Genomic DNA, 12,068 nt, shown 5'->3' on the forward strand with positions numbered 1-12,068 from the left:
GTTTCCTCAAATTAGAGCAAAGTGTTCCATGACCCCGGCGCAACCATTTGATAAACTTCTTGAAATTGTTGGCGATGCAAATTTTCACCAAGACGATGCCGCCATGGTGCGCTTTTTGGATGAGCCCCGCGATTTGTTTCATAAAGGCGCGCGCTGTGCCGTGACGCCAACCTCTGTCGCGATGGTGCAAAAGGTGATGCAATTTGCCTATCAGAACGGTGTTTCTGTGGTGCCCCAGGGGGGCAATACTGGTCTTGTGGGTGGCCAAGTGCCCGCCAATGGCAATGAGATCATTCTCAGCTTAGCGAAAATGCGGCAAGTGCGCGATATTGATGCCTCTACCAATGTTATGACACTTGAAGCTGGTGTTACGGTGTTGGAAGCCCAAAAACATGCAGAAGAGGCCAATCGCCTGTTCCCGCTTTCGCTCGGGTCAGAAGGCACGTGCCAAATTGGTGGCATTTTGTCCACAAATGCCGGGGGAACCGCCGTTCTGGCCTATGGCAACTCGCGTGACCTTTGCATGGGCGTTGAGGCCGTGTTGGCAGACGGGCGCATCTACAACGGCCTGTCGAAACTGCGCAAAGACAATACGGGCTATGATCTCAAAGATTTGCTGGTCGGTGCCGAAGGCACATTGGGCATCATCACGGCAGCGTCGATGAAAATGTTTCCGCGTCCCCGCGCATTCGAGACGGCATTGTTGAATATCGCGTCACCACAAGTTGGTGTAGATGTGTTTGAAATTGTGCGTGAGCGCAGCGGCAACCGCCTCACCTCCTTTGAATTGCTACCAACCATCGGCATTGATTTACAATTGAAGCACGACCTCATTGGCCGTGACCCGCGTTCCCAAGATACACCGTCTAACTGGCATATCTTGATGGAGCTTTCGCTGTTTGAAGGCGACCAAGATGGTGCGTTGATGGCTGTGCTGGAAGAGTTGGTCGAAAAAGGGCTGGTCGAAGATGCTTCGGTCTGCAACTCTTTGGGCGATCGGCAGTTGATGTGGCTGATGCGGGAAAACTATTCCGAATGTCAAAAGCGCGAGGGAGATTCCATCAAGCACGATATTTCGGTGGCGATTCGCGATATTCCCACCTTGATTGAAGAGGTGGACGCTGTTGCAGAAGAGATTCTGCCGGGCATCCGCTCGGTCGCGTTTGGGCATATGGGCGACGGCAATATCCACTATGATTTCCTCGCGCCGGAAGGCTTTGAAGGCGATTTGCAGGCCTCTGCCCCGGCCATTCATGCGGCAACTTACGAAATTTTGGCGCGCCTTAATGGGTCTATTTCAGCCGAGCACGGCATTGGGCAACTGAAAGCTGATTTGTTGGCGCAAAAGAAAGACCCAACGGCACTGGATATGATGAAGAGCATCAAGTTGGCACTTGATCCGAAAAATATACTCAATCCCGGTAAAATCGTACGCCCTTAAAAAAGATCAAGCTGTGTCGACTTTTTAGATTTCGGCGCCGCTTTTTCCTTGGGCTTGTCTTCCAAGCTGACCTCTTTGATCAACTCTGCACCTTCGTTGCGGGCACTGTTGACCGCTTTCGACACCGGAAAGCTGATCACGCCCTGTTTGATGAGCGGGCGCACCAGTTTCAACGCGCTTTGCGCATTGACATTTTTGGTGTCGAGCCAATCTTCCATATCCTCTTTTGGGACATGTACAGGGGTGCGGTGATGAATATCGGCCAACTCGCCTGTCGCCTCTTGGGTCAGGATTGCAAAGCTGTCGATCTCTTCTCCATTCGGCCCCTCCCACGTGGCGTAAAGTCCGGCCAACGCCAGCAATGAGCCATCCTCTTTGTGGATATGAAAGGGTTGTTTTTCACCATCTCTGCGCAACCATTCATAATAGCCGCTGGCGGGCACCAAGCAGCGTTGGTTTTTCAACGAGCTTTTGAATGCTGGCTTTTCCGCCACTGTTTCCACGCGCGCATTGGCCAACACAGTGAACTCGCGCGGGTCTTTTACCCAGTGCGGCACAAGGCCCCAACGCATTAGGTGAGCCTCATTGCCGCGGCCTTGATTGATGATGCTCAAAACGGGCTGGGTGGGCGGAATGTTGTAGCGGGCTGGGAATTTGTCCAACTCGTTCAGTTTAAACAAATTCAGCAATTCCTCTTGTGGATGATGAAGATCCAGTCGCCCGCACATATGATTTGCCTATCCTTATTTTGCGGGCAGTTTAGCCGCATTTGTCCGGTCGATAAAGGGAACGCGCCAGCGCAGTGTCATCGCGGCAGCGCCAAACAAGATCGCCGCAGACCCGACCCATTGCAGCCATGTCAGTTGACGGTCAAATGCCAGATAATCAACAAGAATCGCGGCAATCGGATAGATAAAGGCCAACGCCCCGGTCATTGTGGTTTCCAGGCGCTGAATACCATCATACATGATGATGTACATCAGCACCGTACACACCAACCCTAACGCCAGAATGGCGCCCCATTCGGTTTGCCCCTCAGGCATGATCTGCCACTGCATCAATGGCAACAACATAATGGTGCCGACACTCACATGGGTTAGCGCCACCAGATGTGGAGGAACCCCAGTTAGCTTTTTCACCAACAAAACAGTTGTCGCGTAGAGCATGGCTGCACCAAACGCCATGATTACACCCATCAAATAGTCGGTGCCAGTGTCGGTTGAGATGTCCCTGGCGCTGACCACGGCAATCATGCCGACAAAGGCAAAGAGCAACCAAAAGATTTTGGAAAAATTGAGCTTTTCGCCCAAAAAGGCAACGCCCATCATCGCCAAAATGATTGGTTGAGTGTGGTAGACCACGGTCGAAATGGTGATGGAGGCTTTGGAGAACGACCCGAATAGCAATATCCAGTTGGTGACGACCGCCACGCCGCTCAACACAGCCAAGGTGATGTTCCGCTTGGTGAAATATTCACGCTTAAACATGCCAAGAGATGCACAAACAATGCCGAGCCCCACGGCACCAATGATGCAGCGCGAGAATACCACGTTAAAGGTGGGTTGGTTGGAGACCACGACGAAAAAGCCGATGGTCCCAGAAATCATCATGGCGGTGACGAGTTCCACCACCCCTATCCAATTGCGTTGCATATTTCTTCACTTTCAAGCACTTTGTAATCCGGTTTAACGCTAAACCCAAGCCGCAGAGTTGCACATATGAATATTTCGGCTAAAATACATATTTACCGAAATAAATTAGGTGAATTGGCGATTTCATATGGATAATGCCGATAGACTTCTGATTGAAACTCTTTTTGAAAATGGGAAAACGCCACTAAAAGAGCTTGCTGCGAAAGTTGGGCTTTCCGCCCCCAGCACATCAGAGCGCCTGAAACGGCTTGAAGAGCGCGGGGTGATCAAGGGGTACACCTTAAATGTGGTGCCGGAGCAAATTGGCTATCCGCTACGTGCCATTGTTCGGGTCAGCCCGATGCCGGGGCAATTGCAAAAGGTCACCAAGCTGATCCAGCAAACGGCGGAGATTACCGAATGTGACAAGGTGACTGGCGAAGACTGCTTTGTGTGTAAGATCCATTTGAAGTCGATCGAACAACTCGACCTGATTCTCGACGGCATCAGCCAATATGCGGCCACCAACAGTTCCATTGTGAAAAGTTCGCCAGTCAAACGTCGGTTGCCACCCCTATGAGCAATTCGGTCAATGTGGTCAGTGCCGCCTTGTTTGATGGCGACAATGTTTTGCTGGTTCAACGCAAACACCCGCCCTTTCAGCATTATTGGTCCCTGCCCGGCGGTCACATGCAACCTGACGAATCTGCCAAGGATGCGATCCAACGCGAGATCTTGGAAGAGACCGGGCTCAGCGTTTCCCAGTTCCACGAGGTGCAACAACACGCATCGGCGGGTTACACGCTGCAAGTTTTCGTCGCCCATGCAGACATCGCAAAGGCCCAGGCGCTTGATGATGCGGCAGCGGTGCAAATCGCTTCGCTGCATGATGTGCCGGACCTGACATATACGCCAGATTTGTGGACCATCATTCGCGCAGCCCACCAACGCCTCACCGAACTGTGAGCGCATTTGATTGGCTCCCCTAAGGCTAATGCGGCAAGCTGCAGGCAGATTTTGGGAGACAAATATGCGACAACTCATCTTCAATGTTTTGATTGCCGCCGCGCTGGTGGCCGGCGCTCCTGCGATTTTAGCGCAAGAGTTGCAACCCGACCAAGACGTGCCCCAACGTTGGACAGCGGAAGGCTGGGAAACGGACTTTTCCAAAGCCACCGTAAGCTACAACGAAGTGATCGATGTGATTGGCCGCGACAATATCCCATCAATTGATGATCCTCAGTTCAAACCCGTGGCGGAAGAAGCCAGCATTCCTGGCAATGAGCCTGTGATCGGGCTTGAACTGAATGGGGATGCCCGCGCCTATCCGCTGCGGATTATGATGTGGCACGAAATCGTCAATGACGAGATTGGCGGCGTGCCCGTTGCGGTCACCTATTGCCCGCTGTGCAACACATCTATTGTGTTTGACCGTCGCGTCGACGGCGATGCAGTTGAATTCGGCACCACGGGCAAGCTGCGCCATTCAGATTTGATCATGTATGATCGGGCGGAGCAAAACTGGTGGCAGCAATTCAACGGGGAAGCAATCGCAGGTGTTCGCGCGGGTGAAGAGCTGAAGGCATATCCTTCCCGCTTGATGAGCCTTGATTTGTTCCGCGAGTTGCATCCCGATGGCGACATCTTGGTGCCTGACCCCCGCCGCATTCAACAATTGGGTCGCAATCCCTATGTTGGCTATGACAGTTCCGCCCGCCCGTTCCTTTTCCGCGGTGAAATTCCCGACGACATCAATCCCATGATGCGGGTGGCGTTGGTGCAATCCCCCACCCCGATTGGGGTTGCCCTGCCGCTGCTGCAAGAGAAGGGCGAAGTGGTTCACAACGACCTGATCTTTCGTTGGTCCGCCGGGCAAGCCTCGGCATTGGACCGGAGCGAAATCAGTCAAGGGCGTGATGTCGGCAACATCGAGGTGGTGCGCAAAACGTCCACGGGTGAAGACGAGCCTGTGGTGCATGAAATCACCTTCGCCTTCGCGGCACGCGCCTTTATGAGCGACCTGACCATATTGCAGTAAATACGACCTCCCTAGTTGCCTACTTAGCGGCATCGTTTTAAGACTGACGGTGCCGCATTTTTTAGGAGACGATATTGCGCGTAAAAACGGCCAGATATTTATCCGTACTTTTGCTTTGTCTTAGCAGTGCTCTGCCGGCAAAAGCCATTGATCCGGCCTATCAACCGCAGATGGAGCGGTTGGCCGAAATTATGGGCGCGCTCTATCATCTGGATGATCTGTGCATGCGCTCCGGCGTTGATTGGCGGTTGCAATTGGCAGAGCTGATGGATTTGGACGAGGTGGATGATGATCGCCGCGCACGTTTGGCGGGTGCATTTAATGCCAATTACACCGATTTCCAGCAAACCTACAGCCGCTGCACCGACTCAGCGAACATGTTGACTGGCCGTTTTCTCGATGAAGGGGCCAAGATCAGCTACGATATCCACATCCGTTACGCCGAATAATGTGGATTTCTCGCTCAAATTAACCTTTATTAAAGAACCTTGATGTCCGCGCCCTAAACCCATGTTACAGCTTGGATGTCAGGAGAACTAGATGTTTGAATATTCACGCACACAATCGCTTTTTGAACGCGATGATGAGGAGCGCCAATTGGCGCTGCAATATCTGGCTGAAGCATGGCGTAATGCCGATGTGGAAGGCGTTGAAAAAGAAGCCCTTGCCCATGCTGCCTTGTTTGCAGCCATCGCCACACTTGTTGAGCAATATGGCGAAGCCCCAATTGCCAAGTTGTTGGAAAAATTGCCTGGTCAAGTTGAGCTGGGTGAATATACGGTTGATCGTACCATTCAATAATTTAGTCCTTTGACGGAAGGCTGCATCATGGCCAAGCTATTTGCTCCAAGCGCCTTGACCATGGCCCTTTGCTTGGGTGCCCTCACCGCACCCGCATTTGCCACCACAACCGACAATAGCAGCCCCGCCAACAGCGATATTTCCTCGCAGTTCGGCGATCAGGATGTGACGGACGATCAAATCATCATCCCGCCCAATGAAAATGCCGATGCGCGGGCTGCGGCCTACGACAATCTTGATCCGCAGCGAGATTTGGCCATTCTGCCCAGCACAGTGGCCAAAACGCGCGATCAATTGATGGATGCGGCGCGCTCCGGCGATGTCGAGAGATTTCGCCCCATTATCGATGCACAGCCAGAGGTGCCACAACTCAGCTTTGGGGTGGTGGATCAACCCATCCAATATCTACGCGACAGCTCCAATGATGGCGAAGGCCTCGAACTGATGGCCATTATGCTCGAGCTGCTCGAGGCGCCTTACGCGGTGCAAGATTTTGGTGATGGCCGTCCAAAAATGTTTGTCTGGCCCGCCTATGCGACCCATAATTTGCAAGAGCTTAACCCGCAAGAGCTGGTTGAAGTCTACAAAATTGTCAGCCACCTAGACGTTGAAGAAATGCGCCTTTATGGCGGCTGGTACTTCTTCCGCGTCGGCATCGACGAAAACGGCGTTTGGCGCTTTTTCGTCGCTGGTGATTAAGAGAGAGCCTCGGTTTTGCCGAGGTTTTTTTTGTGAGACCTTGGAAAGTTTACGCGACAATATGCGTTTTGTAACAGCATGTTGAGCGGCAGGTGTGCGACCCAACTCAATAATTACATGATTTCTGAAATGGGAGGAGAGCGGAAGTTCGCCGCAAGCGCGAGCCGACATTCACACAGTCTTTAAGCTGGGCGTTATCTGCCCTGGGAACCTCTGCGCAGCCACTCATGAACGAAGGCAAGCTTTTCCTGTGCTGCAGGAGAAATGATAAAGGGGTAAATATCCGCCAAGCCCATGGAACGATTGATGTGGTTGACCCCCGTAACGACAGAGACCGCTACCCTAAGTAGGGCGTTGGCGTCTGGCTCCGCATAAGGATCCCAGTTGGGATGCGGGAAGTCGGGCGACGAAAAGCCTGCCGATACCGCGCTATCCGTAATATCTGTCAGATGCAGCAGATGCGCGGTCGTTTCGGCCCAATCCTCGTGCGGATGAGCAGATGCATAACTGGTCAGGTAGTTCTGGTTCCAATATTCTGGTGGACCATTGCTGTAATGGCGTTGCAGCGCCGCAGAATAGTCCTCGCGTTCGTCGCCAAATACGGCGCGAAAAGCATCGAGGAAATCGGCGCGCAAACTGAGGCGCCACCAGAGCATATGGGCGATTTCATGGCGCATGTGGCCAATCATGGTCCGGTAGGGTTCGTCGAGCGCTTCACGCCGTGTTGTGCTGAGGACTGGATCGGCTTCAGCCACGCTGATGGTCACCACGCCATCCACATGCCCCATGGCGACGGGAGTTGGCCCATCGTCGAGCATGTGAAACGTCGGAGGTGCGCCTAGATCCTCCGGGCGAAACCAATGCCAGCGGCCAAGATTGTCCAAGGCCCACCGCTTCGCTGCCTCGGTCCGCGCCCAGTTCGAAAGCGTGACTGGATTCGAGATGTCCGGCGAAACAGTTGTCATGGCACATGAGCGACAAAGGGCACCAGGCTTCGGTGCGATCCAGTTGCACCCGATGATCTCACGATTGGCGCAAAATGGTGGGGTTGGAATGAACGCGCGGGCCTGAGGATCATAGCCTACCGGGGTTCCATCTGCCGTAGCCAGATTGTGAAACCAAAGCGAGCCTGCCCCGACAGGATTGGAAAAAACGTACATGTAGAACAAGCTCCAAAAATTCGTTCACGCGGCGCAAGTCATCAACCGAAGATCACACAACCAAGGTGTAGACTGTGTTTTCTGCAGCCTTAGGAAAGACATACAACCGATGCTTTAACAACACCCAAACCAGCCAAAGAAAGCTGTCGGCTTCCAACCGCAATCTTGGGCAATTGTAATGAATAAGATGAAAAAGCCTATACCCGTCTCACGTCTCGCCACCAAACCTAACGTTGACCTTCATTGGAAACAACCACCATTCGGTAAAATCTGTGCGCGACCACATATATCAATACAAATTTATGCTTGGCGCCGCCCTTCAACCAGCAAAACCAGGGCTAGTTTGACAGTTTGGAAGTCAGGCACGTACCCTAATTGCAAGAAAAACTGCTGACGGAACCAATCGAACGTCGGCGCGTTACCATTGTAGTAAAGGAGAATGCCCTATCTTAAAATCATCAGAAGCCCCAATAGCCAACGACGTCGCGGACTGGACCGACCCAACGCTTGATTCTGTTCGCGGAACGGAAACGCCTAAAGACCCGAACAAAGGCTATGTCGCCTTGCTGGGCTGGAGCGTCAACGCCATCAAAGCCGCCCAGAAGTTCGACCGTCGTTATATTGTGGTTGCGCCCGATTGGGCCGCTGACTTTTGTGAAGCGAACAATATCCCGTACATTCCATGGGACTTCGCGCGGCTAGACGACACGTCCATAAAAATTGCCCAACGCCTCAAGGATGAGGGTGTCGATGTCGCCATTCCCTTGTTCGAAGAAACTGTCGAGTGGTCTGGCGCCATCAACTCGGTGCTTATGGATCAGCCCCGCATGTATGGGCAATCCGTCTTGTTTCGGGATAAGGCACTGATGAAGCGTCGCGCCCAGCTGGGTGGTATACGTGTGGGTATTTTCGAGGAGGCCCACGAAAAAGATGACATCATTCGCTTTATGAAGCGGGTTAACCAGACGCTGTTGAAGCTCGACGGCGATGCGGACGATCCAATCCATGTAAAGGCCTTCGATAAGGCTGGCTGCCTTGGACACCGCATGATCCGAGACATCGAAGATATCGATAAAATCCCGCTAGAAGAATATCCCCTGCTGATGGAAAGCCACCTTGACGGGTGGGAGTTTGCGGTCGAGGCCTGGATCCACGACGGCGAAATCAAGTTTTTGAACATCTCGGAATATGTCACGCTCGGCTATTCCGTCTTTGTGCCCGCGACAAAAGAGCTGGAAAGCTGGCGCGAGGCGATCACCAAGCAGATCGAAAAATTGATCAAGACCTTTGACATCAAATTCGGCCAGATTCACCCGGAATACTTCGTGACGTCCGATGGGGAAATGTACTTTGGCGAGGTTGCTTATCGCCCACCTGGTTTCAAAGCGTTTGAGTTGATTGAGAGAGCCTACGGCTTCAATGCCTACCAGGCCTCTATCCTCGTCTTTGATCCCAAGAGCACCAAGGAAGAGGTGGATGCCTTTTTCCCTCGCGCGGTGGAAGACGCGAAAGGTTACGCAGGCTGCTTTGGTGTGTATCCACGGCGTCGTGTGGTCAGCAAGCTCGAAATGCCGAAAGAAACAACCGAACACCCGTATTTTGACAACCACGAGTTGATTGAACCCGCGCAGGAAACCGTGCCGGATCGGTCTGCTTTCGGGACCCACTGGGGATTGGTATTTTTCTTTGGGGATGATCCAATCAAGCTGCGCGATCTACTCAAAGCGCAGGAAGAGTTAGACTTTTATGTCTAGGCAGGTTGATGGCGCAGTCGCAATCTCTGCTTAAACATTTCAGAGCCGATGACTGGCCTGTGTCAGTGTCTCTGTTCTTTGAGCAGTAGCCGAATATACAAGTGGACATTCACTCACATGGAAGCGAGTGTCCAATTTGGGCCGAGGGTGACGGTCGACCCGAACGGCCAATTTTCTTAAACGGGTTCAAAGCGGAGATCGGACTCCTGCGGAAAGGGAACTTCGCACTTCCACGTAACCCCCGTTTTGCATCAAAATGCGCCGCAGGACAAACTCATTTACCCCGCCATGCTTTCAGCGAAGCGCATTGGCTCGCCCTTGTGCGCATCAACCAGCTCGCCTTCCCACATCACGCGATTGCCGCGCAAAATGGTGCCCACTGGCCAACCTTTCACCTTTACGCCGTCATACGGCGTCCAGCCTGGCTTGGAGGCGATCCACTCATTGGTGATGGTCTGTTCGCGGTTCATGTCAACGATCGTGAAGTCCGCGTCATAGCCCACGGCAATGCGTCCCTTATTGTTGATTTGGAACAGACGGTTGGGACCATGGCTAGTCAAATCGACAAAACGCTCAAGGCTCATGCGGCCTGCATTCACATGGTCCAGCATCACCGGCACCAAGGTTTGCACGCCCGTCATGCCTGAAGGTGAATTTGGATAAGGCTGATCTTTTTCCTCGCGGGTGTGCGGCGCGTGGTCTGATCCGAGCACATCTACGATGCCCAGATCAACGCCGCGCCAGATACCAGCCCGATGCTCTGCGTTGCGCACGGGTGGGTTCATTTGCACATAAGTGCCCAACCGATCATAAGCGGTCTCGTCAAGCGTGAGGTGGTGTGGTGTCACTTCAACTGTGGCGACATCTTTGTTGGCCGCCAAAATATCCATTTCATCCGCCGTGGAAATGTGCAGCACATGGATGCGTTTGCCTGTTTTGCGGGCGATTGCCAGCAAACGCTTGGTGCATTTCACTGCCGCTTCCACGTCGCGCCACACAGGATGGCTCGACGGGTCATTTTCAACCCGCAAATGCTTGCGTTCGTTCAAGCGTGGCTCATCTTCAGAGTGGAACGCCGCGCGTCGGGTGATGGCGGACAGGATTTTTTCCACCCCATCATCATCTTCCACCAAAAGCGATCCGGTTGACGATCCCATAAAAACCTTCACGCCGGCACAGCCGGGGAGTTTTTCAAGTGTTGGCAATTCATCCACATTGTCGTGCGTGCCGCCAATATAGAACGCGAAGTCACAGTGCATACGGTGGGTGGCGCGCTTGATTTTATCTTCAAAATTGGCGCGATCAATGGTGAGTGGGTTGGTGTTGGGCATTTCAAAAACGCCTGTGACGCCCCCCATCACTGCCGCCAGAGACCCCGTTTCCAAGTTCTCTTTGTGCTCGGCTCCGGGCTCGCGGAAATGCACCTGCGTGTCGATGACGCCTGGGAGAATGTGCAAGCCCTTGCAATTGATGGTCTCTTTCGCGTCGGCGCTTTGCAGATCGCCAATATGGGCGATGCGGCCATCGATTACGCCGACATCTGCCTGATGCACCCCATCATGATTGACCAGCGTTGCGTTGATAAAAATTTTGTCAAATTGCGCATTCATGGTGGTGTGCTCTTTTTTAGATGTTATGTAATTCATATCGGTTTAACGCGATGCCCCCATGAAGGGCAAGCCAAGTGAGAGGCCCTATGCCAACTATTTTCAAACTTGATCGCAAATTAATTTCCTTTTCTGGCCCGGATGCTGAAAAGCTGCTGCATGATACGCTGACCGCCAATGTGCGTGCGCTCGAGGAGAAAACCTGCCAATGGTTTGCGCTGCTGTCACCGCAAGGCAAGATCATGTTTGAGGGGCAAATTTTCCGCAAAGACGATGTGTTTTACGCTGATGTCGATTCGGCGCTGGTCGATGATTTTTTCAAGCGGATGCGGCTTTATAAAATGCGCGCCAACGTGGAAATGTCTTTGGCAGACGATTTGGCAGTGGGCTGGTCGAGCGACGCAACCAACAGCGCTTTTAAAGATATCCGCCCCGGCATGGGCTTTCGCCACTATGAAGCAGCGGAGGCAGCTTCCGCTTGGGCGGATGGCACATCGGCCTACACGCAAACACGTTTCGACAATGGCATTGCCGCCTGCCCTGCCGACTTTGAAACCAACAGCCTTTTCGCCCACGATATCGGCATGGATTTGCTGCCCGGCGCCATTGATTTCAAAAAAGGGTGTTATATCGGCCAAGAGGTGGTGTCACGCATGCAGCATCGCGGCACGGCGCGCAAGCGGGTGATGATTGCCTGTGCCGACGGGCCAATTGGCGCCCCTGCGGAAATTGAAGCCGATGAGAAAAAAGTGGGCGATATGCTGAACACGCAAGGCCAAACTGGCCTCGCCCTTGTGCGCATCGACAAAGCCAAACAAGGGGGCACATTTTTGCACCACGGCACCCCAATCCAACTTGCGGCACCAAACTGGGCAAGCTACGATTTGAGCGATTCTTAAATCCCGCGCAATTTTCTAGACTTCGGAGCGTCCGTTCA

13 protein-coding genes are annotated in these 12,068 nt (G+C 53.0%); 9 read left to right on the forward strand and 4 right to left on the reverse strand.

The features are described 5' to 3' along the window. Positions 1 to 28 precede the first annotated feature (28 nt). Positions 29 to 1,441 carry an FAD-binding oxidoreductase gene (locus tag MXMO3_RS13290; protein WP_117396180.1) on the forward strand — a complete coding sequence of 471 codons (1,413 nt, stop codon included), beginning with the start codon at positions 29 to 31 and terminating at the stop codon, positions 1,439 to 1,441. On the opposite strand, the gene MXMO3_RS13295 is transcribed toward MXMO3_RS13290, so the two are convergent. Together MXMO3_RS13295 and MXMO3_RS13300 are read right to left on the reverse strand one after the other, a co-directional pair. Next, positions 1,438 to 2,169, reverse strand: a complete 732-nt coding sequence (locus tag MXMO3_RS13295; protein ID WP_117396181.1) for an SOS response-associated peptidase — start codon at positions 2,167 to 2,169, stop codon at positions 1,438 to 1,440. The genes MXMO3_RS13290 and MXMO3_RS13295 overlap by 4 nt on opposite strands. A gap of 15 nt (positions 2,170 to 2,184) precedes the next feature. Continuing rightward, on the reverse strand, positions 2,185 to 3,093 hold the full coding sequence (locus MXMO3_RS13300; RefSeq protein ID WP_027833576.1) for a DMT family transporter: 909 nt from the start codon (positions 3,091 to 3,093) through the stop codon (positions 2,185 to 2,187). Between the two features lie 127 nt (positions 3,094 to 3,220). On the opposite strand from MXMO3_RS13300, the gene MXMO3_RS13305 reads away from it, so the two are divergent. The 6 genes from MXMO3_RS13305 to MXMO3_RS13330 all read left to right on the forward strand — a co-directional run bounded on the left by MXMO3_RS13305 (position 3,221) and on the right by MXMO3_RS13330 (position 6,610). Beyond that, complete coding sequence (locus tag MXMO3_RS13305) at positions 3,221 to 3,652, forward strand: Lrp/AsnC family transcriptional regulator (protein ID WP_117396182.1); 432 nt, start codon at positions 3,221 to 3,223, stop codon at positions 3,650 to 3,652. Beyond that, positions 3,649 to 4,038: an NUDIX domain-containing protein gene (locus MXMO3_RS13310; protein ID WP_117396183.1), complete on the forward strand. Its 390-nt coding sequence runs from the start codon at positions 3,649 to 3,651 to the stop codon at positions 4,036 to 4,038. The genes MXMO3_RS13305 and MXMO3_RS13310 overlap by 4 nt, the downstream gene beginning before the upstream one ends. Before the next feature lie 64 nt (positions 4,039 to 4,102). Beyond that, entirely contained in the window at positions 4,103 to 5,110 is a 1,008-nt protein-coding gene (locus MXMO3_RS13315; protein WP_117396184.1) for a DUF3179 domain-containing protein, read from the forward strand. Between the two features lie 74 nt (positions 5,111 to 5,184). Then, the gene (locus MXMO3_RS13320) at positions 5,185 to 5,559 is read left to right on the forward strand and encodes a TIGR02301 family protein (RefSeq protein WP_162889272.1); all 375 of its coding nucleotides are present in this window, start codon (positions 5,185 to 5,187) and stop codon (positions 5,557 to 5,559) included. 91 nt (positions 5,560 to 5,650) lie between these two features. Then, on the forward strand, positions 5,651 to 5,911 hold the full coding sequence (locus MXMO3_RS13325; RefSeq protein WP_027833580.1) for a hypothetical protein: 261 nt from the start codon (positions 5,651 to 5,653) through the stop codon (positions 5,909 to 5,911). A gap of 27 nt (positions 5,912 to 5,938) precedes the next feature. Next, positions 5,939 to 6,610 carry a hypothetical protein gene (locus tag MXMO3_RS13330; RefSeq protein WP_117396186.1) on the forward strand — a complete coding sequence of 224 codons (672 nt, stop codon included), beginning with the start codon at positions 5,939 to 5,941 and terminating at the stop codon, positions 6,608 to 6,610. A gap of 194 nt (positions 6,611 to 6,804) precedes the next feature. On the opposite strand, the gene MXMO3_RS13335 is transcribed toward MXMO3_RS13330, so the two are convergent. Continuing rightward, positions 6,805 to 7,770 (reverse strand): zinc-binding metallopeptidase family protein, encoded by a 966-nt coding sequence (locus MXMO3_RS13335; protein WP_117396187.1) that lies wholly within the window; start codon positions 7,768 to 7,770, stop codon positions 6,805 to 6,807. Between the two features lie 563 nt (positions 7,771 to 8,333). Here MXMO3_RS13335 and MXMO3_RS13340 point away from each other — a divergent pair. Continuing rightward, complete coding sequence (locus MXMO3_RS13340) at positions 8,334 to 9,524, forward strand: ATP-grasp domain-containing protein (protein WP_205468020.1); 1,191 nt, start codon at positions 8,334 to 8,336, stop codon at positions 9,522 to 9,524. Positions 9,525 to 9,802: 278 nt separating this feature from the next. Here MXMO3_RS13340 and MXMO3_RS13345 read toward each other — a convergent pair whose 3' ends face one another. After that, positions 9,803 to 11,170: a dihydroorotase gene (locus MXMO3_RS13345; RefSeq protein ID WP_281273883.1), complete on the reverse strand. Its 1,368-nt coding sequence runs from the start codon at positions 11,168 to 11,170 to the stop codon at positions 9,803 to 9,805. 50 nt (positions 11,171 to 11,220) lie between these two features. Between MXMO3_RS13345 and ygfZ the strand changes: the two genes are divergently transcribed. Next, the gene (gene ygfZ, locus MXMO3_RS13350; RefSeq protein ID WP_117396188.1) at positions 11,221 to 12,030 is read left to right on the forward strand and encodes a CAF17-like 4Fe-4S cluster assembly/insertion protein YgfZ; all 810 of its coding nucleotides are present in this window, start codon (positions 11,221 to 11,223) and stop codon (positions 12,028 to 12,030) included. Positions 12,031 to 12,068: the final 38 nt, after the last annotated feature.

The organism is Maritalea myrionectae, assembly GCF_003433515.1.
Taxonomy (GTDB): Bacteria; Pseudomonadota; Alphaproteobacteria; order Rhizobiales; family Devosiaceae; genus Maritalea; species Maritalea myrionectae.

Bases quoted from the DNA above. Each gene is read 5' to 3' on its own strand.
- MXMO3_RS13290 (WP_117396180.1), top strand. From the start codon at position 29: ATGACCCCGGCGCAACCATTTGATAAACTTCTTGAAATTGTTGGCGAT.
- MXMO3_RS13295 (WP_117396181.1), bottom strand. From the start codon at position 2,169: ATGTGCGGGCGACTGGATCTTCATCATCCACAAGAGGAATTGCTGAAT.
- MXMO3_RS13300 (WP_027833576.1), bottom strand. From the start codon at position 3,093: ATGCAACGCAATTGGATAGGGGTGGTGGAACTCGTCACCGCCATGATG.
- MXMO3_RS13305 (WP_117396182.1), top strand. From the start codon at position 3,221: ATGGATAATGCCGATAGACTTCTGATTGAAACTCTTTTTGAAAATGGG.
- MXMO3_RS13310 (WP_117396183.1), top strand. From the start codon at position 3,649: ATGAGCAATTCGGTCAATGTGGTCAGTGCCGCCTTGTTTGATGGCGAC.
- MXMO3_RS13315 (WP_117396184.1), top strand. From the start codon at position 4,103: ATGCGACAACTCATCTTCAATGTTTTGATTGCCGCCGCGCTGGTGGCC.
- MXMO3_RS13325 (WP_027833580.1), top strand. From the start codon at position 5,651: ATGTTTGAATATTCACGCACACAATCGCTTTTTGAACGCGATGATGAG.
- MXMO3_RS13330 (WP_117396186.1), top strand. From the start codon at position 5,939: ATGGCCAAGCTATTTGCTCCAAGCGCCTTGACCATGGCCCTTTGCTTG.
- MXMO3_RS13335 (WP_117396187.1), bottom strand. From the start codon at position 7,770: ATGTACGTTTTTTCCAATCCTGTCGGGGCAGGCTCGCTTTGGTTTCAC.
- MXMO3_RS13345 (WP_281273883.1), bottom strand. From the start codon at position 11,170: ATGAATTACATAACATCTAAAAAAGAGCACACCACCATGAATGCGCAA.
- ygfZ (WP_117396188.1), top strand. From the start codon at position 11,221: ATGCCAACTATTTTCAAACTTGATCGCAAATTAATTTCCTTTTCTGGC.